At 68.7% G+C, this 23936-nt stretch carries 19 protein-coding genes; 9 read left to right on the top strand and 10 right to left on the bottom strand.

From position 1 onward, the window contains the following. Positions 1–223 precede the first annotated feature (223 nt). The 6 genes from BLTE_RS08150 (at position 224) to BLTE_RS08125 (ending at position 6880) form a co-directional block, all read left to right on the top strand. Positions 224–1063, top strand: coding sequence for a crotonase/enoyl-CoA hydratase family protein (locus BLTE_RS08150; RefSeq protein ID WP_126399204.1), 840 nt, complete (start codon positions 224–226; stop codon positions 1061–1063). Between the two features lie 126 nt (positions 1064–1189). Continuing rightward, positions 1190–3043 (top strand): feruloyl-CoA synthase, encoded by a 1854-nt coding sequence (locus tag BLTE_RS08145; protein ID WP_126399202.1) that lies wholly within the window; start codon positions 1190–1192, stop codon positions 3041–3043. Positions 3044–3056: 13 nt separating this feature from the next. After that, positions 3057–4310 carry a thiolase family protein gene (locus BLTE_RS08140; protein ID WP_126399200.1) on the top strand — a complete coding sequence of 418 codons (1254 nt, stop codon included), beginning with the start codon at positions 3057–3059 and terminating at the stop codon, positions 4308–4310. 13 nt (positions 4311–4323) lie between these two features. Beyond that, positions 4324–5085: an SDR family NAD(P)-dependent oxidoreductase gene (locus tag BLTE_RS08135; RefSeq protein ID WP_126399198.1), complete on the top strand. Its 762-nt coding sequence runs from the start codon at positions 4324–4326 to the stop codon at positions 5083–5085. An 8-nt stretch (positions 5086–5093) separates the two neighbouring features. Further along, positions 5094–5525 carry an acyl-CoA thioesterase gene (locus BLTE_RS08130; protein WP_126399196.1) on the top strand — a complete coding sequence of 144 codons (432 nt, stop codon included), beginning with the start codon at positions 5094–5096 and terminating at the stop codon, positions 5523–5525. Positions 5526–5698: 173 nt separating this feature from the next. Then, on the top strand, positions 5699–6880 hold the full coding sequence (locus tag BLTE_RS08125) for an ABC transporter substrate-binding protein (protein ID WP_126399194.1): 1182 nt from the start codon (positions 5699–5701) through the stop codon (positions 6878–6880). Between the two features lie 307 nt (positions 6881–7187). Here BLTE_RS08125 and BLTE_RS08120 read toward each other — a convergent pair whose 3' ends face one another. Genes BLTE_RS08120 through BLTE_RS08105 form a run of 4 tightly spaced genes read right to left on the bottom strand, consistent with a single transcriptional unit; the run spans position 7188 to position 12480 of the window. Then, on the bottom strand, positions 7188–8921 hold the full coding sequence (locus tag BLTE_RS08120) for an acyl-CoA dehydrogenase family protein (protein WP_126399191.1): 1734 nt from the start codon (positions 8919–8921) through the stop codon (positions 7188–7190). 14 nt (positions 8922–8935) lie between these two features. Further along, positions 8936–9649, bottom strand: a complete 714-nt coding sequence (locus BLTE_RS08115; RefSeq protein ID WP_126399189.1) for an ABC transporter ATP-binding protein — start codon at positions 9647–9649, stop codon at positions 8936–8938. After that, positions 9646–11436, bottom strand: a complete 1791-nt coding sequence (locus tag BLTE_RS08110) for a branched-chain amino acid ABC transporter ATP-binding protein/permease (RefSeq protein ID WP_126399187.1) — start codon at positions 11434–11436, stop codon at positions 9646–9648. The genes BLTE_RS08115 and BLTE_RS08110 overlap by 4 nt, the downstream gene beginning before the upstream one ends. Before the next feature lie 3 nt (positions 11437–11439). Beyond that, positions 11440–12480: a branched-chain amino acid ABC transporter permease gene (locus BLTE_RS08105; RefSeq protein WP_126399185.1), complete on the bottom strand. Its 1041-nt coding sequence runs from the start codon at positions 12478–12480 to the stop codon at positions 11440–11442. Between the two features lie 240 nt (positions 12481–12720). On the opposite strand from BLTE_RS08105, the gene BLTE_RS08100 reads away from it, so the two are divergent. The 3 genes from BLTE_RS08100 to BLTE_RS08090 all read left to right on the top strand — a co-directional run bounded on the left by BLTE_RS08100 (position 12721) and on the right by BLTE_RS08090 (position 16363). After that, positions 12721–13233 (top strand): MarR family winged helix-turn-helix transcriptional regulator, encoded by a 513-nt coding sequence (locus tag BLTE_RS08100; RefSeq protein WP_244600158.1) that lies wholly within the window; start codon positions 12721–12723, stop codon positions 13231–13233. Between the two features lie 334 nt (positions 13234–13567). Next, the gene (locus BLTE_RS08095; RefSeq protein WP_126399180.1) at positions 13568–15160 is read left to right on the top strand and encodes a benzoate-CoA ligase family protein; all 1593 of its coding nucleotides are present in this window, start codon (positions 13568–13570) and stop codon (positions 15158–15160) included. Positions 15161–15163: 3 nt separating this feature from the next. After that, positions 15164–16363 carry an acetyl-CoA C-acyltransferase gene (locus BLTE_RS08090; RefSeq protein WP_126399178.1) on the top strand — a complete coding sequence of 400 codons (1200 nt, stop codon included), beginning with the start codon at positions 15164–15166 and terminating at the stop codon, positions 16361–16363. A 33-nt stretch (positions 16364–16396) separates the two neighbouring features. On the opposite strand, the gene BLTE_RS08085 is transcribed toward BLTE_RS08090, so the two are convergent. The 6 genes from BLTE_RS08085 to BLTE_RS18055 all read right to left on the bottom strand — a co-directional run bounded on the left by BLTE_RS08085 (position 16397) and on the right by BLTE_RS18055 (position 23926). Continuing rightward, positions 16397–17776 (bottom strand): tetratricopeptide repeat protein, encoded by a 1380-nt coding sequence (locus BLTE_RS08085; protein WP_126399176.1) that lies wholly within the window; start codon positions 17774–17776, stop codon positions 16397–16399. Between the two features lie 112 nt (positions 17777–17888). Continuing rightward, positions 17889–18875: a GDP-mannose 4,6-dehydratase gene (locus BLTE_RS08080; RefSeq protein WP_126399174.1), complete on the bottom strand. Its 987-nt coding sequence runs from the start codon at positions 18873–18875 to the stop codon at positions 17889–17891. A 143-nt stretch (positions 18876–19018) separates the two neighbouring features. Continuing rightward, positions 19019–20398: an exopolysaccharide Pel transporter PelG gene (gene pelG, locus BLTE_RS08075; RefSeq protein ID WP_126399173.1), complete on the bottom strand. Its 1380-nt coding sequence runs from the start codon at positions 20396–20398 to the stop codon at positions 19019–19021. Beyond that, positions 20395–21885, bottom strand: coding sequence for a GT4 family glycosyltransferase PelF (gene pelF / locus BLTE_RS18065; protein WP_160140557.1), 1491 nt, complete (start codon positions 21883–21885; stop codon positions 20395–20397). The genes pelG and pelF overlap by 4 nt, the downstream gene beginning before the upstream one ends. Then, positions 21882–22844, bottom strand: a complete 963-nt coding sequence (locus BLTE_RS18060) for a hypothetical protein (RefSeq protein WP_160140556.1) — start codon at positions 22842–22844, stop codon at positions 21882–21884. Before BLTE_RS18060 ends, pelF begins: the two co-directional genes overlap by 4 nt. After that, a complete protein-coding gene (locus BLTE_RS18055; protein WP_160140555.1) occupies positions 22841–23926 on the bottom strand; it encodes a hypothetical protein in 1086 nt (361 codons plus the stop codon). The genes BLTE_RS18060 and BLTE_RS18055 overlap by 4 nt, the downstream gene beginning before the upstream one ends. Positions 23927–23936: the final 10 nt, after the last annotated feature.

Genomic DNA, 23936 nt, shown 5'->3' with positions numbered 1-23936 from the left:
GAGCGCCGCGGCGGAGCGCGCGGCCATTCCTTTGCACAAATTAGTACCAGTTTGCCGTTGCTTCAACTCCCGCAGCGCCGGCGCTCCAGTGCGCCCTCCCGCAGCGAAGCTGGGCCGGACGCGATTTTCGCGATGCCGGTGCGTGACGATGAATTGTTGCGCTTGACACCACCAAATTGTTATACAGAATAACAATTATAAGAACGACAAACGGGAGGGCCTGATGGCGAAGGACAGCGCAGCGCGGAACGGGGCAACGGCCGCACCGGCTGGAGTCGCCGACGTCTTCGACCACGGTCCGCTGAAGCTGGAGCGGCGGGACGCGGTCCTGGTCGTCGGTCTCGACCGCCAGTCCAAACGCAACGCCATCAATGACGAGGCCGTCGCGGCCTTGGACGACTGCTTCTCGGCGATTCCGGACGACGTGCGCGCAGTGGTGCTGCACGGCCACGGACCGAACTTCTCCGCCGGCCTCGACCTGTCGGAGATCTCCGAGCGCGACGTGACGGCGGGCGTATTCCATTCGCGGGCTTGGCATCGCTGCTTCGAGAAGATCGAGTTCGGCCGCGTGCCGGTGATCGCGGTGCTGAAGGGCGCGGTGATCGGCGGCGGGCTTGAGCTGGCCTGTGCCGCGCACATTCGCGTCGCCGAGCCGTCGGCCTTCTTCGCGCTGCCCGAGGGCCAGCGCGGCATCTTCGTCGGCGGCGGCGGCTCGGTACGGCTGCCGCGCCTGATCGGGGTGGCCCGCATGGCGGACATGATGCTGACCGGCCGCACCTACGCGGCGGCCGATGCGGTTTCGCTCGGCATCGCCCAGTATCTGGTCGGCGAAGGCGAGGGGATGGCGCATGCGCTGGAGCTTGCCGGGCGGGTCGCCGCCAATGCGCCGCTCACCAATTTCGCGGTGATCCAGGCCCTGCCGCGCATCGCCGATGCCGACCCGCGCGTCGGCTACCTGATGGAGGCGCTGGTGTCGGCGGTCGCCCAGGGGGATTCCGAAGCCAAGGCCCGCGTGCGCGACTTCCTGGAGAAGCGCGCCGCCAAGGTTGCGCGTCCGGCCTGAACCGGACGGCAAATCCCGCGAGCCGGACCACCGGCCGCGAATGAAAAGGGCCGGACCAACCGGCCGATGCCGAGGAAACGTCGGGGGCGGCGCCCGCCAGGTCGGGGCCGTCTTGGGGAGACCATCATGCACGCCATCATTCCGGCGACGGCACCCTTGCGCCTGTTCGGCAAGCTCGACCCCGTGGTGGAGACCCGGCCGGACGGGGTCATCGTCGTCCGCTCTGCTCGGCCGCTGCCGCACTATTCGGCCTCGCTGGTCGATCGTCTCGAACACTGGGCCAAGGTGACGCCGCACCGCACCTTCCTCGCCGAGCGTGACGGCTCCGGCGGCTGGCGCGAGCTGACGTACGGCGCCGCCTTCGAGCAGATCCTGCACATCGGTGCGGCCCTGCTGGCGCGCGATCTCTCGGAAGAGGAGCCGGCGCTGATCCTGTCCGGCAACAGCATCGATCACGCGCTGCTGTCGTTGGCCGGCATGGCGGTCGGCGTGCCGACCTGCCCGATGTCCACCGCCTATTCGACCATCTCGCAGGATCTCGGCAAGCTCACCTACGCGCTTGATCTGCTGACGCCGCGGCTGGTGTTCGCATCGAACGGCCGGGTGTTCGGCCGCGCCCTGAAGAAGGTCAAGGAGCGCGGCATCGAGATCGTGGTGTCGGACGACACTGCCGACGAACTCGGCGCCACGCCGTTCTCCAGCCTGCTGGAGCGGCCGATCTCCTCGGCCGTGGTGTCCGCCCGCACCCAGGTCGGGCCCGACACCATCGCCAAGTTCCTGCTCACCTCGGGCTCGACCGGCTTTCCCAAGGCCGTCACCAACACCCAGCGCATGCTGTGCGCCAATCAGGCCATGCTGGCGGAGGCGCTGGCCTTCCTCAAGGACGAGCCGCCGGTGCTGGTCGACTGGCTGCCGTGGGCGCACACCTTCGGCTCCAACCACAATTTCGGCATTGCCCTCTACAATGGTGGCACCCTCTATATCGACGAGGGCAAGCCGGTGCCGGACGGCATCGGCGCCACCATCGCCAATCTGCGCGAGGTCGCGCCGACCATCTATTTCAACGTGCCCAAGGGCTTCGAGGCGTTGCTGCCGCACCTCGAGGACGACGTCGCGCTGCGCCGCCACTTCTTCTCGCGCCTCAAGCTGCTGTTCTATGCCGGCGCCGGCCTCTCCAAGCCGGTGTGGGACGCCTACCGCGAGCTTGCCATCGAGACGGTCGGCCGCCCGGTGGTGTTCACCACCTCGCTCGGCTCGACCGAGACTTCGCCCGGCGCGCTGATCGGCGTCCGCGATGCCGACCGCCCCGGCATTGTCGGCGTGCCGCACAAGGGCGTGGAGCTGAAGCTGGTGCCGAACGCCGGCAAGCTGGAGGCCCGGCTGCGCGGACCCAACATCACGCCCGGCTATTGGCGCCGGCCGGATCTGACGCAGACGGTGTTCGACTCCGAGGGCTTCTATCTGATGGGCGATGCGCTGCGGCTCGCCGAGCCCAACAATTTCGCCGCCGGATTCGAGTTCGACGGCCGCGTCGCCGAGGACTTCAAGCTTGCCACCGGCACCTGGGTCAGCGTCGGCCCGCTCCGGGTCGATTTCATCGGCAAGTTCGATCCCCTGGTGCGCGACGCCGTGGTCACCGGTCACGACCGCGACGATGTCGGCATGCTGGTGTTCCCGGACGAGGCCGAAACCCGCAAGCTGGCACCGCATCTGGAGCCCGACACGCCGTTCGCCGAGGTGGTGGTCGACCAGATGGTGAAGGACGTGTTCCAGCAACGTCTGGCGGCGATCGCACGCGGCGCGACCGGCTCATCGACCCGCGTCACCCGCATCGCGCTGCTGGCCGAGCCGGCCTCGATCGACCTCGGCGAGTCGACCGACAAGGGTTCGCTGAACCAGCGCGCCGTGCTCGCCAACCGCGCCAAGGATGTCGAGGCGCTCTACGCCGCCGAGATCAAGCCGCACGTCATCAGGCTCTGAGGAAGTTCACGAGATGAGTACGACACCTGTTGCGGGAGCGATCGCTCTCGCATTCGACGACGTGTACGTCGTTGACGGCGCCCGCACACCGTTCGTCGATTACAATGGCGCGCTGTCCGGCGTGTCGCCGATCGATCTCGGCATCAAGGCCGGACGTGCAGCCATCGCCCGCGCCAATGTCGATCCGGCCGAGATCGGCACGGTGGTCGCCGGGAACATGGCGCAGGCGAGCTTCGACGCCTATTTCCTGCCACGCCATGTCGGCATCTATTGCGGCGCGCCGATCGAGGTGCCGGCCCATCTGGTGCAGCGCATCTGCGGCTCCGGCATCGAGGCGGTGTCGCAGGCGGCCGATGCCGTGGCGCTCGGCCGTGCCCGCGTGGCGCTCGCCGTCGGCACCGAGTCGATGAGCCGCAACCCGGTGGCCGCCTACACCCATCGCGGCGGCTTCCGCCTCGGCCAGATCGAGTTCGCCGACTTCCTGTGGGAGAGCCTGCGCGACACCTCGTGCGACACCACCATGGGCGGCACGGCGGAGAACCTCGCGAAGGAACACGCCATCAGCCGCGAGGAGGTCGATGCCTTCGCCGCCCGCTCGTTCGCCCGTGCGCTCAAGGCGCGCGAGGACGGCTTCTTCGACGACGAGATCGTGCCGGTGGTCGATGAGGCGTTCGAGCGCCCGGGATTCGTGACACGCTCGATCCGTCTCAAGAGCCGCGGCGAGACGGTGCGCGAGGATAGCCACGTGCGGCCTTCGCCGATCGAGGCGCTGGCCAAGATTCGCCCCGCCTTCGGCGGCGTCCAGACCGGTGGCAATTCCTCGGCGGTGGTGGATGGCGCGGCGGCCGTGGTGCTGGCGTCGCAGGATTGGCTCGCCGCATCGGGTGCGCGGCCGCTCGCCCGCATCATCGCCGCCGCGTCGGTCGGTGTGCCGCCCCACATCATGGGCATCGGCCCGGTGCCGGCCATCCGCGCGGCGTGCGACAAGGCCGGCATTCCGTTGGCGAACATTGATCGCATCGAGATCAACGAGGCGTTCGGTGCCCAGGTGATGGCCTGCGCGCGCGAACTCGGGCTCGACGAGGACAAGCTCAACGTCAATGGCGGCGCCATCGCCATTGGCCATCCGCTGGGCGCCACCGGCGTGCGGCTGGTGCTGACGGTGTCGCGCGAGCTCAAGCGGCGCGGACTGCGATACGGCATCGCCTCCGCCTGCATCGGCGGCGGGCAGGGGATCGCCATGCTGGTCGAGAATCCGGCGGCGTGACCGGGAGGTGGTGATGGATATTCAGGGCAAGGTCGCCATCGTCACCGGTGGCGGATCGGGACTGGGACGCGCTGTTACCGAGGCGCTCGCCGCGCGCGGCGCACGCGTCGCGGTCGCCGACCGCAACGCGGCGGCGGCACAGGAGGTGGCCGGCGCCATCGGCGGGCTGGCGCTGGCGTTCGACGTCGCCGACGCCAGCGCGGCCGAAGCGGCGTTCGCGCGCGTCGCGGCGGAGCTTGGCACGCCGCGCATTCTCGTCAACTGCGCCGGCATCGGCGTCGCCAAGCGCGTGCTCGGCAAGGACGGTCCGCAGCCGCTGGCCGATTTCGAGCAGGTGGTGCGCGTCAATCTGCTCGGCTCGTTCAACACGCTGCGCCTTGCCGCGGCGGCGATGGCGAAGCTCGAACCGCTGGAAACCGGTGAGCGCGGCGTGGTGATCAACACCGCCTCCGTCGCCGCTTTCGAAGGGCAGGTGGGGCAGGCGGCCTATTCGGCCTCGAAGGGCGGCATCGTCGCCATGACGCTGCCGATCGCCCGCGAGCTGGCGCAGTTTGGCATCCGCGTCATTGCCATCGCGCCCGGCCTGTTTCTGACGCCGTTACTGGGCGGCCTTCCGGATGAGGTTCAGGCGTCGCTGGCGAAATCGATCCCGTTTCCGCCCCGCCTTGGGGAGCCGGCGGAGTTTGCCGCGCTCGCTCTCCACATGATCGAAAATTCGTTTCTCAACGGCGAAGTGGTGCGTCTCGACGGCGCGCTTCGCCTGCCACCCCGCTGAGGTGTTCCATGCTTGTCAACCGCCGAACCGTCCGCATCGAATGGGCCGACTGCGATATGGCCGGCATTGTGTTCTATCCACGCTATTTCGAGATGTTCGACACCTCGACCCACCACCTGTTCGAGAAGGCGGGCTGGAAGAAACGCGAGCTGATCCGCGAATTCGACATCGTCGGCTATCCGATGGTCGACACCAGGGGGAAGTTCCTGGTGCCGTCGACCGCGGGCGACGACATCATCATCGAGACCCAGGTGACGGAGTTCCGCAAGTCGAGCTTCGATGTGATTCATAAGGTGTTCAAGCCCGATCCGCAGGGCGAGGTGCTGGCGATCGAAGGATACGAGACGCGGGTGTGGGTGGCGAAGCATCCCGAGGATCCCAGCCGCATCAAGTCACGCCCGATCCCCGAAGAGGTGATCCGGCGCTTGTCCGCCGGCTAGAGCCGTCTCCGCAAGCGCTGAGACCGGCCTTGCGAGGGAGACTGCGACGACGGGAATGCTGAGAGCGCCGATCCGATGCCGTCGGATCGGATCGCACTCAGGCTGAAGAAGGTGGCGATCCGCGCGGCCAAGACGCGGACGCCTTCGAGGAAGCGACCAACCAGGAGTTCGACATGAAGACCATCTGCCGACGTACCTTGGGCCGCCTCGTCGCCGGGTCGGCGCTTGCCGTTGCGGGGTTTGGCGTTGCCGGGTTTGGCGGGCCGGCATTCGCCGATCCGCCGGCCTTGCGCATCGGCGTGACGATCTCGACGACCGGGCAGGGTGCCGCGCTCGGCATCCCCGAGAAGAACACATTGGATGTGATCGCGCGCGAGATCGGCGGCACCAGGCTGGAGATCATCCAGCTCGACGATGCCGGCGATCCGACCAACGCCACGACCAATGCGCGCCGCCTCGCCACCGAGGACAAGGTCGATGTGCTGATCGGCTCGTCGGTGACGCCGGCCACCATCGCCGTGGCCAATGTGGCGTTCGAGTCCGCGGTGCCGCACTTCGCGCTGTCGCCGATGGCCTTCCAGCCCGGCCGCGACACGTGGACCTTCGTGATGCCGCAGCCGGTCCCGCTGATGGCCAAGGGCCTGTTCGAGAACATGACGGCGAAGGGCGTCAAGACCGTCGGCATCATCGGCTTCTCGGACAGCTGGGGCGACTTGTGGGTGAAGGAGTTCAAGGCGTCGGGCGAGCCGATGGGGCTCAAGATGGTCGCCGACGAGCGCTACGCCCGCGCCGACACCTCGGTGGCCGGGCAGGTGCTCAAGCTCCTGGCGGCGAAGCCGGACGCGGTGCTGGTGGGCGCGTCGGGCACCGCCGCGGCGCTGCCGGTGATCGCGCTGCGCCAGCGCGGCTATACCGGGCCGATCTACCAGACCCACGGCGCCGTGACGCGCGACTTCATCCGTATCGCCGGCAAGGCGGCCGAGGGCGTGATCTTCGTGTCCGGCCCGGTGATCGCCGCCGCCAAGCAGCCCGACGATGCGCTGACCAAGGCGCCCGGCGTCGCCTACACGGCGGCCTATGAGGCGAAGTTCGGCCCCGGCACCATCACCCAGTTCGGCGCGCACATGTACGACGTGTTCGAGCTCTTGAAGCGTGCCGTGCCGGTGGCGCTGAAGTCGGCCGAGCCCGGCACCCAGGCGTTCCGCGATGCGCTGCGCGATGCGCTCGAATCCGAGAAGGAGATGGCGGCGTCGCAGGCCGTCTACAGCTACGGGCCGGGCAATCACTACGGAGTCGACGGGCGCGGCCGCATCCTCGTCACCGTCAAGGATGGCGACTGGGCGATTGTCCAGTGATGCGGTTTTCGGCGATCCCTTTGGGATACCGGAAACCGTATGACCGATCACCGGGTCGCCGGCTTGCCGTACGACGCGGGTTTCCTCTCGTACCCTGAGAGTCGTTCCTCAAGGTGACGAGCCCTTGGGGCGCCCGGGCCTCCGAACGGGCGCCCCCTTTTTTGTCGCGGCATCATCGAGCGGAAAACGAAAATCCGGCCCTGTGGGCCGGATTTCGTGTCTTTCCAGGGCCGGTAAACCTGAAACCGCATGGCCGGGACAAAGCCCGGCCATGCCGATGACGGGTCAACGCCGAGCGGCGCGAGGATCAGGCGAGGCCGGCGAGCGCGCGGTAGTCTTCGGCCCGGCGGTTCGGCGACAGGATCTGGTTGAGCAGTGCCGGCGCCTCGGCCGCCAGATCCTCGGCATGGACGCGGGCGAGCCGAGGCCAGTGCGCCTGGGCGTCGCCGGCCTGCGTCGCGCCGCGCGCCAAGAGCGCGCCGCCGAGCACGAGGCCGAACAGCCGCAGATAGTTCGAGGCGACGAGCAGCCGGTCGGTATCGGCGGTGGTGGACGCCAGCAGATGGGCGGTGGCGGACTCCAGCGCGTCGATCGCCTCCGCGAGCCGCCGGGCGGAGCCGCCGAGCAGGCCGGCCGCCGCGGCGAGATCGGCCCGCGCTTCCGCGATCACCTGCGCGACCTCGGCGCCGCCCTCGCGGCCGATCTTGCGCGTCACCAGATCGATCGCCTGGATCGCGTTGGTGCCCTCATAGATCGGCGCGATCCGGATGTCGCGGAAGAGCTGCGCCGCGCCCGTCTCCTCGATGAAGCCCATGCCGCCATGCACCTGTACACAGCTTGAGGCCACCTCGCAGCCGGCATCAGTGCAGAACGCCTTGACGACCGGGGTGAGCAGGCTCGCCCGCATCTCGGCCCGCACGCGCTCCTCGGCGGTGGGCGATGTCGCGGCGCGGTCGATCGCCGCCGCCGCCGCATAGGCGATGGCGCGCGACGACAGGGTGAGCGCCTTCATGCGCGCCAGCGTGCGGGCGACGTCGGGATGGGCGGCGATCGGCGCCGCGCCGTCGAACCCCGCCGCCCGGCCCTGGCGCCGTTCGAGCGCATAGGCCTGCGCCATCTGCGTCGCCTTCTCGGCAATGGCGATGCCCTGCAGGCCGGTGAGCAGGCGCGCCTTGTTCATCATCGTGAACATGCAGGCGAGGCCCTTGTTGGCTTCGCCGACCAGCCAGCCGATGGCGCCGCCAGCGTCGCCGAACACCATGGTGCAGGTCGGCGAGCCCTTGATGCCGAGCTTGTGCTCGATCCCGGCGCAACGCACGTCGTTGGGCCGGCCCGGCGTGCCGTCCGGATTGGGCAGGAATTTCGGCACCAGGAACAGCGAAATGCCCTTCACGCCGGGGGGCGCATCGGGCAGGCGGGCCAGCACCAGATGAATGATGTTGGCAGCGAGATCGTGCTCGCCGAAGGTGATGAAGATCTTCGAGCCGGTGATGCGGAACGTACCGTCACCGGCCGGCACCGCCTTGGTCCGCAGCAGCGCGAGGTCGGAGCCCGCCTGCGGCTCGGTGAGGTTCATGGTTCCGGTCCACTCGCCGGAAATCAGCTTGGGCAGATAGAGCGCCTTCATCTCGGCGGTGGCGTGCGCCTCCAGCGCGTCGGCCGCGCCCTGCGACAGCACCGGCAGCGTCGACAGCGCCATGCAGGCCGAGGTCATCATCTCCATCGTCGCGGTGCCGACCGCCGTGGGCAGGCCGGAGCCGCCGAAATCCTCCGGCTGCGACACCGCGTTCCAGCCCGCCGCCGCCCAATCGGCATAGGCCTCGCGGAAGCCCGGCGGCGTGGTCACGGCGCCATCCTGCCAGTGCGCGCCGGTGATGTCGGAGGCGCGGTCGAGCGGCGCGATGCGCTCCTCGGCGAAGCGGCCGGCCTCGTCGAGAATGATCGCCAGATCGTCGCGGTCCATCGGGCTTTCGCCGTCGGGGCCGGGCGCGACCTGGGTGAGGGTGAACAGGATGTCGTCGATCGGTGCGCGCCAGCTCATGGCCGTGTCCTTGATCAGTGAAAGCCGAGATAGCTCTGGACGATGCGCTCGTCGCGGGCGAGCTCCGCCGCCGGGCCCGACACGCTGACCTCGCCGAGCTCCATGACGTGTGCATGGTCGGCGGCGGCCAGCGCCGCGCGCGCATTCTGCTCCACCAGCAGGATCGACACGCCGCCTGCGCGCAGGTCGGCGATGATGCGGAAGATGTCGGCGACGATGCGCGGCGCCAGCCCCAGGCTCGGCTCGTCGAGCATCAGCAGCTTCGGCCGGCTCATCAGCGCCCGGCCGATCGCCAGCATCTGCCGCTCGCCGCCGGACATGGTGCCGGCAAGCTGGTCGCGCCGCTCCTTGAGGCGCGGGAACCGGTCATAGACCTCGGCCATGGTGTCGCGGGCGACGCCGCGCGGCACGCGGAAACCGCCGAGCACCAGATTGTCCTCCACCGTCATGGTGGAGAACAGCTCGCGCCGCTCGGGTACCAGGAGCAGGCCGCGCGCCACCCGGTCCTCGACATCGAGCCGGGTGATGTCCTCGCCGAGGAACCGGATGGACCCTTGCGCGGCAAACGCGCCGATGGTGGCGTTGAGCAGCGTCGACTTGCCGGCGCCGTTGGCGCCGATCACGGTGACGATCTCGCCGGCCTTGACGTTGAGCGAGACGCCGCGCACCGCCTGCACCTTGCCGTAGGCGACGGAGACGGTTTCGATGGCGAGCAGGGTTTCGGTCATGCCGCGCCTCCGAGATAGGCTTCCAGCACCGCGGGATGGGTCTTGATCGCCTCGGGCGGGCCTTCGGCGATCTTGGTGCCGAAATCGAGCACCACGATGTGGTCGGTGAGCCCCATGACGAAGCCCATGTCGTGCTCGACCAGCAGCACGCTCATGCCCTCGGCCCGCAGGCGGTCGAGCAGGTCGGCGAGCGCTGTCTTCTCGAAGTGGCGCAGGCCCGCCGCCGGCTCGTCGAGCAGCAGCAGCTCGGGATCCATCGCCAGCGCGCGGGCGATCTCGACCATGCGCTGCTGGCCGAGCGCGAGACTGCCGGCCGGCTTCATCATGTGCTCGGCAAGGCCGATCCGCTCGATCTGGTGCGCGGCTTCGGCGAGCAGGCGCGCCTCGTCGCGGCGGTCGAGCCGCAGCATGGCGGCGAGGATGCCGGCGCGTCCGCGCAGATGGGCGCCGAGCGCGACGTTCTCCAGCACGGTCATGTCCGGGTTGAGCTTGACGTGCTGGAAGGTGCGGGCGACGCCGTGGCGGGCGATGACCCGCGGCGACGTGCCGCTGATCTCCACGCCGTCATAGCGCACCGTGCCGGCGGTGAGCGCCGCGACGCCGGTGATCAGGTTGAAAGTGGTGCTCTTGCCCGCGCCGTTCGGGCCGATCAGCGCCACGATCTCGCCGCGGCGGACCTTGAACGACACGTCGTTCACCGCGACCAGGCCGCCGAACTGCTTGCGGGCCTGATCGAGCACCAGCAGCGCTTCGCCGCGGCCGGTCTCAAGCGCGGAATCCGTACCGGCGACAGGCGCGCGCCGGGCCAGAGGATCGGCAGGCCTGGGGGCCGCGCGTTGCCTTGCCGGCAGCAGGCGCACGAGGTGCGGCCACAGCCCCTCGCGCGCCACCTGCAGCAACGCCACCAGCGCGATGCCGAACACCACGCCTTCGAGCTGCACCGATGTGCCGAACAGCGAGGGCACGACGCGCTGAAGCGCCTCCTTCAGCAGCGTCACCAGACCGGCGCCGACGATGGCACCCCAGATCTGGCCGGCGCCGCCGACCACCGCCATGAACAGATACTCGATGCCGGCATTGAGCCCGAAGGGCGCCGGCGTCACCGTGCGCTGGACATGGGCATAGAGCCAGCCGGAGAGGCCGGCGAGCAGCGCGGCATAGACGAACACGATGAGCTTGGTGCGCGCGACATCGATGCCGAACGACTCCGCCGCGATCTGGCCGCGCCGCAGCGCCCGGATGGCGCGGCCGATGCGGCTGTCGAGCAGATGGGTGGTGAGGATGGCGGCGCCGATCACCACCGTCCAGATCAGGTAATGCGCCGCGCGCGGGTCGGCGAGGCTGATGCCGAACACCGACAGCGGCGGAATGCCGGAGATGCCGTCGTGGCGGCCGAGCATCTCGATCTTGCCGAACAGGTAATAGAGGCTGAGGCCCCAGGCCATGGTGCCGAGCGGCAGGAAGTGGCCGGAGAGCCGGACCGTGATCAGCCCCAGCACCACCGCAGCAAAGCCCGAGACGACGAGCGCCACCGGCAGGGCCTGCCAGGGCGACCAGCCATGCGTCGCGGTGAGCACCGCGGTGGCGTAGGCGCCGAAGCCGCAGAACGCCGCCTGGCCGAACGAGGTCATGCCGCCGACGCCGGTGAGCAGCACGAGGCCGATGGCGACGAGCGCGGCGAGCCCGACATTGCCGAGCAGCGTCACCCAGAACACCGGCATGCCGGGAATGAGCGGAACGATGGCGAGGAGGGCGGCAAAGGCGACGAGCACAAGACGCTGGTTCATCGGTCAGTCCTCCTCTTCGACATGCGTCTGGGTGAACGAACGCCACATCAGGACGGGGAGGATGAGGCTGAAGACGATGACCTCCTTCAGATCCGAGGCGAAGAACGAGGCGATCGATTCCACCACGCCGACCGCCAGCGCCGCCAGCGCCGTGATCGGATGGCTCGCGAGCCCGCCGATGATGGCGGCGACGAACCCCTTGAGGCCGATCAGGAAGCCGGTGTCGTAATAGATCGTGGTCATGGGCGCGACGAGGATGCCGGAGAGCGCGCCCACCAGCGCCGCGAGACCGAATGCAAGAGCACCGGCGAAGCTGGTGCGGATGCCGACCAGCCGCGCACCCAGCCGGTTGACGGCGGTGGCGCGCAGCGCCTTGCCCCACAGCGAGCGCTCGAAGAACAGCCACAGCGCCACGATGGAGGCCGCGGTCAGCGCATAGACCGCGAGGTTCTGGCCCGACACCAGCAGCGGCCCAACCTCGATCATCAGATCGGATATGGCCGGCGCGCGCAGGCCCTCGGCGCCGAAGAAGGCGAGGCCGAGCCCGACCAGCACCAGATGCACGCCGACCGCTGTGATCAGCAGCGTCAGCACCGAGGCCGAGGCGATCGGCATGAAGGCGACGCGGTAGAGCAGCGGCCCGAGCGGGGTGACGAGCGCCAGCGTGAGGGCCGCGTGCGCCACCGGGCCGAAACCGCGCCCGGCGACCAGCACCGCGGCGCCGGCAATCGCCGCCGGCAAAGAGAGATCGAGCAACGCCGCCTTGGCGAGCCGCCGCGCGCCGCCGCCATCCTTCAGAATGGCCACGAGGTCGAAGATGAACGCCACCGCGCCGAAGACGATGAGCAGCCACACCGTGCCCGGCAGCCGTCCCGCTTCGAGAAGCGCATAGGTGAGGGCTCCGAAGGCGATGAACTCACCTTGCGGAATGAAGATCACCCGAGTGACCGCGAACACCAGGACGAGGGCTATGCCGAGCAGGGCGTAGATTGCCCCGTTCGTGATACCATCCTGGAGGAGAAAGAGCAGAATCGTGCCGTCCACCGCCCGTGGTCTCCCGTGGTTTCCCCCCTCGCTCGGTTCGCCGCGCGCGAGCGCAGCGGCTGGATTCGTTTTGATCCAGGGGACGTCCGCAGGCATTGCGGCAGTCCCTTCCGGCGAGCTTGTTATTGGTATATGACATAACAATTATCGACTATAAGAGCAAGGCGTGACGTGGCCGGCAATGTGAACGGATCACGGCCTCCGGGGCGGAAAATGGGTGTGAGAAAGAGCAATCGTGACGTGGCCTCCTCAACGGAGGGAACGCGGCGCGGACGCGGCACGGCCCGCAGCGCGACGGCCGATGAGGCCGAGGAGGCGAACGCCGGTCCGGATGCGCTCGATCTGTCCGGCCTGAACGCGGTGGTGGGCTACGCGCTGCGGCGCGCACAGTTGGCGGTGTTCGAGGATTTCATCGCCCGCTTCGCGACGCTCGATCTCACCCCGGCGCAATATTCGGTGCTGCTGGTGATCGGCAACAATCCCGGACGCAAGCAGGCCGAGATTGCCGCCGCGCTCGGCATCCAGCGTCCGAACTTCGTCAACATGCTCGACGAGCTTGAGCGGCGCGGGCTGGCCGAGCGCCTGCCGTCCGCCACCGACCGCCGCTCGCACGCGCTGGTGCTGACCAAGTCCGGCAGCGCTCTGCTGGCCCGCGCCCGCGCGATGCAGGACGAGCAGGAGCGCGAGCTCGCCCAGAAGCTTGGTCCCGGCGGCCGCGAGATGCTGGTGGCGCTGCTGCAGCGGCTGATGTGACGTGGCCTCCGGCGGCCGTACGGGCCGGGGTCTCGAAGTCCGTTCGCGGAAGACCTGCTTCGAACGAGACGTGTCGGCAAGTCCGGTTTCGCCGATCTCCAAAGGCTCGCCGCAAGCCGCATGATGCCGTCCATGGCCATGGGCAGACGCAGGTCGGCTTGACAGCGCGGCGGCCCGCCGTGAAAATCAGCAAAAAAGTACCAGAATGCGTCTCGCAAAGCGCGTGCGACGAACGTCTCGATCGTACGAACGCCGTGCATGCGCGAAGCCTCCGTTCCGCCAGGGGTGGAAAAAAAGCGGGTGGCGCGAAAAGCGACGAGGGGGGGGGAAGGCCATGGTGTTGATCGAGATCGAAGGGGGGCGCGCACGCGGCGCCGCCTCCGAGGGCGGCCTGACGTTTCCGGATGGCTTCAACGTTGCCACCGTGTTCATCGACCGGCATCTTGCCGAAGGACGCGCCGGCAAGGTGGCGGTGCGCACCGCGGCCGGCGACACCACCTATGGCGAGCTCGCATCGGGTGTGAACCGCTGCGCCAATCTGCTGGTCGGCCTCGGGCTCGGCCGTGGCGAGCGAATCCTGCTGGTGGTGAAGGACTCGATCGAGTTCTTCCATCTGTTCTGGGGGGCGATCAAGGCCGGCATCGTTCCGGTGCCGCTCAACACATTGCTGCGCGCCAAGGACTACGCCTTCATGATCGCCAACGCCGAATGCGCGGCGCTGGTCTATTCGCCGGAGTTCGCCGCCGAGGTCGAGGCGGGGCTGGCGCAATCGCCGCATCGGCCGGCGGTGGTGCTGCGGGCGGCCGGAGAGGGCGACACCGTCGCCGCGCGGCTTGCCGCCCAGTCCGAGAGCTTCGATGCGGTGCCGGCCTCGGCCGAGGCCGACTGCTTCTGGCTCTATTCGTCGGGCTCGACCGGCGATCCCAAGGGCGCGGTGCACCGCCATCGCGACATGGTGGTGGCGAGCGAGTTCTACGGCGTGCGGACGCTCGGCGCCCGAGAGGACGACGTGTTCTTCTCCGCCGCCAAGCTGTTCTTCGCCTACGGCCTCGGCAACGGCATGACGTTTCCGCTGTGGGTCGGCGGCACCGCGGTGCTGCTCGATGCCCGGCCGACCCCGGAGTCGACATTCGCTACCATCGAGCGCTTCCGGCCGACGCTGTTCTTCGGCGTGCCGACGCTCTATGCCGCGCAGCTTCATGCGCTGGAGACCGCGACGCCCGACCTCGGCTCGCTGCGGCTGTGCGTCTCGGCCGGCGAGGCGCTGCCGGCCGACATTCTGCGGCGCTGGCGCGAACGCACCGGCCTGATGATTCTCGACGGCATCGGCTCGACCGAGGCGCTGCACATCTTCATCTCCAACCGGGTCGATGACTGCAAGCCCGGCTCCAGCGGCCGGCTGGTGGAGGGCTATGAGGCGGTGATCCTCGACGAGGCCGACCGGCCGCTGCCGGCGGGCGAGCCGGGGCGGCTGATCATCAAGGGCCTGTCGACGGCGCGCTGCTACTGGCGCAGCCCGGAGAAGACCGAGACCACCATGCTCGGCGAGTGGCTCAACACCGGCGACACCTATTACCGCGACGAGGACGGCTTCTTCTTCTACTGCGGCCGCTCCGACGACATGCTCAAGGTCGGCGGTATCTGGTGCTCGCCGTTCGAGATCGAGGCGGCGCTGATCGAGCACCCCGCGGTGCTGGAGGCTGCGGTTGTCGGCCGCAGCGACGGCGAAGGTCTGGTCAAGCCGGAAGCCTGGATCGTCCTGGCCGGCGGCAGGCTGGCCAGCGCGGAGCTGGAGACGGACCTCGTCGTCCACTGCAAGGCGCGGCTGGCGCCCTACAAGTTCCCGCGGCGGTTCCACTTCGTCGACGAGCTGCCCAAGACCGCCACCGGCAAGATCCAGCGTTTCCGCCTGCGCATCGAGGAGTGAGCCGTGCTCGACGCCTGCATCTATGGCGGCGTGCGCACGCCGTTCGCCCGCCACGGCGGTGCGCTCGCCCCCCTGAGGCCGGACGACATGGCCGCCCAAATCATCCGTGCCGCGCTGGCCGGCGTGCCGTTCACCCCGGATCAGGTCGAGGACGTCATCCTCGGCTGCGCCTGCCAGGCCGGCGAGGACGGCCGCAACATCGGCCGCCACGCCGCGCTGCTCGCCGGCCTGCCGGTCGAGGTGGCCGGCGCCACCGTCAACCGGCTCTGCGGCAGCGGTCTCAACGCGGTGGCGGACGCCGCGCGCGCCGTCACTTTGGGCGAGGCCGATCTGATCGTCGCCGGCGGCGTCGAATCGATGACCCGCGCCCCGTTCGTGATGGCGAAGTCGGCGGCACCGTTCGGCCGCGAGGTCGCGGTGTTCGACACCACCATCGGCGCCCGCTTCGCCAATCCGCGATTGGTGGCGGCGCACGGCAACGACGCCATGCCCGAGACCGCCGACAATGTGGCGCGCGAACTCGGCATCGGCCGCGACGCGGCCGACCGCTTTGCGCTGGTGTCGCAGCAGCGGGTGGAGCGGGCCCGGCGCGAAGGCTTCTTCGCCGGTGAGATCGCGCCGGTGACGGTGCCGGGGCGCAAGGGCGCGGCCGTCACGGTGGCGGAGGACGAGCACCCGCGTCCCGACGCCACGCTGGAGCAGCTTGCCAAGCTCAGGCCGCTGGCTGAGGGCGGCACCGTCACGGCGGGCAATGCGTCGGGCATCAATGACGGCGCCGCAGCGCTGGTGATCGGATCGCGCATGCTGGGCGAGCGATCAGGTGCCGCGCCACTCGCCACCATCCGCGCCGCGGCGGTGGCCGGCGTGCCGCCGCGCATCATGGGCATCGGCCCGGCACCGGCCGCCGCCAAGGCGCTGGCCCGCGCCGGGCTGACGCTGGCCGACATGGACGTCATCGAGATCAACGAGGCGTTCGCCGTCCAGGTGTTGGGCTGCTGCCAAATGATGGGGCTCGATGCGGCGGATTCCCGGCTCAATCCCAATGGCGGCGCCATCGCGCTCGGCCATCCGCTCGGCGCCACCGGCGCGCGGCTGATGCTGACTGCGGCGCGCCAGCTCGCCTTGAGCGGCGGCCGATTTGCGCTGGTGGCGATGTGCATCGGCGTCGGCCAGGGCATCGCCACGGTGATCGAGCGAAACTGACCAGACCGGCCCCAACACTCGGGGCGGCGGCGATCAGTGTTCCTGCGTCGATTCCAGGCGGCTCATGGAATGCAGCACCAGATCGTGGGTGCGGTAGTCGCCCAGGCTCAGCGCCTCGTTTGCCAGCGGGCGCAGCAGCTCGACGGGCAGGGTGCCGGCCCGCCACAGCTTGACCATGCGTTCGAACGTGGTGGCGCGCGGCTCCAGACGCTGCGACAGCGTGAGCCAAGTGGTCAGCCCGTCCGAATCGAGCTGCGACGGATCGGCCTGGGCGAGATACCAGCGGGCCAGCTCGAGGCTCTGCTCGTAGACCATGAGCTCGGCGGCGAACAGCGGGCGGGCCAGCAGCGCGTCGAACGACAGCATCGGCCGCAGCGGCTCAAGCGCCGTCATGCCGAACACCGCGGCGATCTCCTCCGCCATCTGCGCCTCGGCGGCCGGATCCTTGCCCATGTTCACCAGCCGCGTGAACATCCGGAAGGGCAGCGCCGCGTCGCCGATCTGGCTTGCCGCGAACATGAAGGTCTTCAGTTGCGGGCCGCGCGGGTTGGGGTGGGTTTCCGACCACTGGATCAGCATCTCGCGGGACACGTCGCCGTAGCCGTCCGCCGTGAGCTGGCCGGCAATGTCGAACACGTTGTCCGGCAGCGCATTGGCGCAGAGCCGCGCCACCTCGTAGGCCTTCGTCCGGGTCTGGGAGCGGGCGAGCCGGGTCAGAACCCCGGTCGCGAGATAGGGCGTCTTCCAGGATTGCAGCCAGGCCGCCGCCTTCGTCGCCGCCTCGTCGGTGCGGCCCAGCCGAACAAGCACATCGAGCAGCACCAGACGCGGTTCGCTCAGGGCCAGCGGCGCCCGTGCATCGATGCGCTCGAGAAGCTGCCGGGCGGCCTCGAGTTCGTTGCCGTCCGCCAGGAGCTGCCCGAGTCGCGCGGCGTGGGTGAGACTGAGAAAATCCGGCTCCGAATGAGCCCGCAGGAGAGCCAGTTCGTCCTGCGACCGGCCGGCGTCGCGATAGGCATCGGCGAGGGCGCCGACGCGCGCTCCGGTCGGCTGCGCCGCGACCACGCGCGAAAGCTCGGCAATATGGCGCTCGCTCGCCCCGAGCTTCCGCAGCACCTCGGCCAGCATCTCGCGGGCGGCGACGTCGTCCGGGTGGTCGGCGAGGTATTTGTCGAACAGGGACGCGGCATGGTCGTACTTGCCCAGGCCGGCATAGGCCTGGGCCAGCGCCCGCTGCGCCGCCTGATCGCCGGGATCGGCCTTGATCTTCTTCTCAAGCGCCGCGGCTGCCTCGCTGAACCGGTGCTTGTCGAGCAGAATCGCGATGCGCTCGTCGCCGCGCGGCGACAGGGTCGCGACGGCGATGCCCAGCAACGTGAAAACGAGAACACCGAACGCGACGGATGCCTTCATGAGTGCGCCCTCGATTTCCGAATGCGAGACGTCGCCGCCTCCACCGCTCTGCTCTGCCGGTCGACCGCCTTGCGGTGTGGCCGGTCGGGGCCGGGACGACCCCGGCCGATGATCAACGCACGTACGCGCTCGTGTCGTACCGCCCCAGGTTTTCCGTCACGAACTCGATGGTCCGCAGCAGTCCGTCGTCGATCGACACGGTCGGCGTCCAGCCCATGGCCGTCTTGGCCAGCGAATTGTCCGAGACGAGCTTCATGACCTCGCTGAGCGCCGGACGCAGACGGTCTTCGTCCTGAACGATCGGTTTGTCCAGCTTCATAAGTTCGAGAATGCGCTTGGCGAACCAGCCGACCGAGTGTGTGACGCCGGTCCCGAGATTGAGGGTCATGCCGGGAACGCCGGGCGCCGTCGCCGCGGCCAGGAAGCCCGCGACGGTGTCGGTCACGAACGTCATGTCCCGCTCGGGCGTCAGCGAGCCGAGATGGATCTCGTCGCGCGCCAGGGCCTGCGAGATGATGGTCGGGATGAACGCGCGCGCGCTCTGGCGCGGGCCGAACGTGTTGAACGGCCGCACGGTGACCACCGGCGTCTCAAACGAGCGGAAATAGCTCTCGGCCAGCTTGTCGGCGCCGATCTTGGTGGCGGAGTAGGGCGATTGGCCCTGCAGCGGATGCTTCTCGTCGATCGGCGCATAGAGCGCGGTGCCGTAGACCTCCGACGTGCTGGTGTGGACCATGCGCGGGATATCGAACCGGCGCACCGCCTCGAGCACGTTCAGCGTGCCCTCGACATTGGCGCGGACATAGCTGCGCGGCGCCTCGTAGGAATAGGGAATCGCGATCAGCGCCGCGAGGTGGAAGATGACGTCCTGCCCCTTCGCCACGCCGAACACGAAATCGCTGTCCTCGACATTGCCGCTGGCGATCCGCACCGAGCGCCGCATGTCCGGCGGCAGGAATGCGAGATTGCCGATCGAGGACGACGAGTTGTAGCGGACCATGGCGGTCACGTTCGCGCCCGCGGCGACAAGAGCTTCGACGAGGTGGCTGCCGATGAAGCCGCCCGCACCGGTCACAACGACCTTCTTACCGTTCAACATGTTTGCCTATCCGATCAGTGTTGAAGCTTACGCCGAACTGGCCGCAAGCACCCTCGGTGGAGAAATATTATAGAATAACGACCTAAAGGTGAGCCCCTGGCGTATCCGGATGCAAAGAATTGCCGCATCATGGTTAAGTCCAATCACCGAATAGACGCGTTGTTGGTGATGAAGACATGGAATGGCAGCCACGAAAGCTCACGCAGCACAACGGCAAAACTGAAGAGAAAGCCGATCGCCGAGGCGAGGAGGTTGCCGTAACCGTAAAAATCCTCGCCGGCCCCGACGAAGGCGAGGGTCAGGCTGGCGTTCAGGAGCGCATAGGTGACGACGACCACCAACGCCTGCCGCCTCAGGTCGAAGTGCATCAGGAAATAGAAGCAGAACATCGCGCTGGTGTAGAACGTGGTGGCGATCACCGCCGTTCGCAGTGCGCCCATGTAGCTCGGCCGGAGCCCGAGCTCGTTCATGAAGACGAACGACGACAGAATGACGAGGATGCCGACGATCACCAGCCCCGAGAACATCGTCACGATGCCGGAGAGCGCCGCCGTCCTCACGTCGTTGATCCGGAGCTTGATCTCGCGCAGGCTCGCATGGTTCCGCAACCGCTCATGCGCGCGCTCGACCGAGGAGGAGAAGCGCGTCTCGACGTGGACGAAGAACACCGAGATGACCGGGATCGCCGACATCTGCGCCCAGAACATCGCGGTATCGTAGCTCGGCATGGTGCGCAGCACGCCGGCGACGACGAGATTGTCGTCCGGTGCGGCGTGCCACATGATGATCTTGTCGATCCACAGGCCGAGCGCGAACGCCAGCCCCGCCGCGGGAATCTCCCACGCCCGGCGCAGGAATGCGAACAGCCCCTCGTCGGGCACGATGCTCGGGCCGAGCCGGCGCACCAGCCCGACCAGCATGATCGCGTCGGTGATCGCAAAGCCTGCATTGAGCGTCGACAGCAGCGACGTCACCGAGGGATCGTGCAGCAGGCCGCTGCCGAGGAACATCGCGACGCTGCTGACGCCGAAAGCGACGAGCACGGTGTTGTGGGCCCGCAGCACGCTGCAGAACGGCACCAGCAGCCACGACGCGCCGATCAGCGCGACATTCTGGATGGCGGCGATCTTCTCGGAGGGCTGGAGCGTGGTCGCGAACAGATAGAACGGCACCGCCAGCACGATGACGACCGCGCCGAAAACCAGGAGGCCGAAGGCCAGGGCGTACATGATGGTGTCATGCCGCCCCTCGAACAGATTGCCGGACACGTAGCGCCCGCAGAGAAAGGCGAGCGGGCTGGTGACGATGAGCGCGAAGGCGGAATTGTAGATGACGATCGAGCGGAACACCGGGAGCTGGTCGCAGAACGATCCGCAAGGGGCCATCGACAGGCCGACCAGCCCGAGAACCGTGAAGATCCAGGGTCCGGCGACGATGAGCGCGCTGTAGAGATAGGCGAGGGCGATGCTGGTCAGCATCGGCCGGCGCGTCATCGCCTCGAGCGTTTCATTGATGCTCGTCATTGCGGCCGCCCTTGTTCGCTTGCGGCGTTCAGCTCGTCATAGAGCCCTTCGTAAAGCCCGCGGACCCGGTTGCGGTGGTAGTAGCAGGACATGCGGCGCCGCATCACGTCGCCCATGCTCTGGCGCATCTCGGCATCGCGCAGGATCGTCGCCAGCGCCTTCGCCGTGGCGGTGGGATCGCAGGGGTCGACGACGATGCCGCCGGCTCCCTTGACCGGATCCTCGTCGAAGCCCTCGATCACCTCGCGGCAGGATCCGACATCGGTCGACACCACCGGCACGCCGATGGCGCCCGCTTCGAGAATGACGATCGGCTGCGCCTCGCTGATGCTGGTCAGCACGATCACGTCGGCGGCGAGCAGGTATTCGAAGACATCGGGAACGCGGCCGAGGAAGCGCACGTTCGCTTCGATATCGAGCTGGGTCACGAGCTGGCGGCACTCGGATGCGTAGGCCGGATCCTCCTCCTCGGGGCCGATCACCACGGCCACCACATCGGGCACCATCGCCTTGAGCTGGGCGACCGCCATCAGGAATGTCCGGGTGTCCTTGATCGGCACGATCCGGCCGATCATCAGAACGGTCGGCCGCCGTGCCTTGGTGTCGCGCGCCATGGCGGCGAGGCGTTCGACATCGATGCCGTTCGGGATGATGCGCAGCTTCTCCTCGGGCGCGCCGTCCTGGCGCTGGATGTGCTGGTTCGCCTTGTATTGCGAGGTGATGATGTCGGCGTTGGCGTAGGCGAGCCGCGACAGCGAATTGTAGGCCTGCAGCCAGACGCGCCGCAGCTCGGGCGCCTGGGTCGCCGCATCGAAGCCGCCCTTGCCGGAATCGAACAGCCAGTCGGCGGTCGCCATGTCGATGCGCCGCTCGTTGGTGTAGATGCCGTGCTCGGTGATGACGAGCGGCCGTCCGCTCGCGACCTTGGCGTAGCTGCCCATCAGGCCGGCAAATCCCGTCCCCAGAGCGTGGAACACCCGCGCATTCGCCACGGGCGCGGTGGAAATGGAGAGCAGGGCCTGAAGCAGAAACCGCCACGACCAGAAGAAGCCGAGGAACGAGCCGCCCGGCAGGAACCGCTCATAGGCGGCTTCGAAGGCGCGCCACGCCGGGCGGGAATCGAGCAGCGCCTCCTGGCCGTAGCCGGTCTCCTTCAGGCCGTCGACCAGGGATGCGAAGGCTGTGGCGTCGCCCGTCGCCAGCGTCTCCTCGGCCGCCTGGCTGAGCTCGGCGACGCGGCGCCAGTCCCAGGGCGAGGGCGCGGTGCCGGGACGGCACTTGTCCAGCAGAACGTCGGTGACGCCGGTGACGTTCTCGGGCAGCTTGAAGCGCGGGACGCGCGGCTGGCTCGACACCATGATCGAGACGACATGGAATTTGAGCTGCGGCGAGGTGCGAATATAGGCGTCTGTCCATGAGGCGACGCCTCCCAGCAGATAGGGGTAGCCGCCTTCGATGAGCAGGCAGACATCGGCCGCTTGTGTCATCGACCGCCCCCTGTTGCCGGCTGGCCGTCGGTGTTCTCGGACGCGGCGCTCAGATCGGGAAAGCGGGCGAGGCGCTGGCGGACGCCGTCGAGACGCGCGTGCAGGTCGTGGTCGTTCGGTGCGATGCCAGCGGCGCGCGACAAAGCCTCCGCCGCACCCGCGGTTTCCGTTTGGGCACGCGACAGGTCGAGCAGCCCGCTCGCGGCATAGTCGAGGCGCGCGTCGGCAAGCTCGACCCACGCCGCCGCCGAGCCGGGATCCTGCTCCACCGCCGCCAGCCGCTGGCCGATGGCGCGCATGAAGCGGCTGTTGAGTTCGGCCAGCACGGTCGACGACAGCACGCGCACCGGCGCCTCGGAATCGGCCAAAGCGCGCTTGAGGACGGCGGCGAACGGCGCACGATAGTTGCGGGCGATGATGCTCAGCGCGGCGAGCTTCTCGGCCTGCGTGCCCTGCGCGATGACTTCGCCGAGCGGCCGGATGCCGTGGACATCGGAGATGCGCAGCCGGTTGTCGAGCAGGGCGCTGTGGAGCTGCTCGCTGCGGTCCTCCTCGGCGGAGGGCGGTTCGGCCAAGTCTTCCATTCCGGGCAGCTTGAGGGAGGGGTCCTTGCGCGCGAGCGTGTAGGCGAGAAGGACGAGCGCTCCGAACGGCCCGGCGAGGATCGACCACACGATCACCTGGAGCCTCAGCGCCGCGAACAGGCGTCCCTGCGGCCCGTCGCCGGAGGTGACCCAGCGGCGAAAAGCCAGCCAGGCCGCGAGGCCGGCTAGGCACTGCAGGGCGACATAGACCGCAAGCCCGAAGAGACCGCGCGCGAGGCCGATCAGCAGCATCGATTGGAGCAGGACGGCGGCGACCGCGACCGCGGCCGGAACGCCGCCGGGCACCGCCGTCAGCGCATGCCGCCCGAGCGTGGCCGCCGCGGCGAAACCCGATTGCTCCAGCCGGGGCATCATCGCACGGCCTCCCGCACGACCTGCAGCCGCTCGGTCTGGAGCCGGTCGCGGACGTATCCGCCGGCCTGGGCGGGCGGGCACATGCTGAGGATTTTCGCCAGGGCGCGGCACAGCTCGTCGAGCCGCTGCCGGGCGTGGCCGACATCCTCATTGGTGCGGAACGCGCTGCAGACGATGAGGCCGAGAGGCTGAGCCCCCGGCTCGTCGAGCGCGAGGATCGACACATGCGCCTGCTGGCTGCCCGATGCCGGATCCTGACCCATGGGGAGACGGCTTGCGGCGCGCGTCAGCGCGGCCTGCAGCGCGGCGGCGTCCAACGGCGCGAACGGCTCCACCGGACAGACCACGTCATCGACCACGGCGAGAGCGACGGGCGCTTCGCGCCCCTCGATCAGATAGAGCGTGAACGTGGATGCCCCGCCGCAGAAGCGCAGCAGGTCGCAGAAGCTCGCGACGGCGCGCCGCCGGCTGGTGAGATCGAGATTGGCGAGTGTGTGCGACACCGTTGCCGCATCGGCAAGCTGCGCCGCGATGCGCGCCTCGAGCGAACGGATCTCTTCCGTCGCGCGCTCCAGCGCGTCGGCGAAGTCCTCGGTCCGATGCTCGGCCATCTTCAGGCGTTCGGCGAGCTCGGTCTGGCGGTGCATGTGCAACGTGCGCAGGCCGCCAAGGACCAGCGTCGCCGCAAGCCAAGCCGCGGGCTGCGCGGCAATTGCGGCGGCATTGACGTGGAAGTCCTCGGAAACGAGATAGCTCGGTATGCCGAAGCCGAAATAGCCGACGCAGCAGACCACTGTGGCGAACATGCCGGCCATCACGCCATGCTGGCAGGCGATCAGCAGCACGGGCACCCAATAGGGGTGGAAGGCGCCGGCCGGCACGACGGTGCTGCCGTACACCATCAGCTGGAACGCCGTCGCCGCCGCCACCAGCAGCAGCGTCTCAAGCACGAACCGACGCCAGCTTTCGACGGACAGCAGCTCGATCAGGCTCGGCTGCTGGGGATGCGAGGCGCGAGCACCAGCCGCTCCCGTGCTGTGAGCCTTGTCGTCTCGCGCACCGGAGGTCCGAATGGAAACCATGGAATGATCG

The organism is Blastochloris tepida (assembly GCF_003966715.1).
In the GTDB taxonomy this organism is placed as follows: Bacteria; Pseudomonadota; Alphaproteobacteria; order Rhizobiales; family Xanthobacteraceae; genus Blastochloris; species Blastochloris tepida.
Note: the sequence above shows the minus strand (reverse complement) of the source record. Positions and strands in the feature narration are given on the sequence as shown.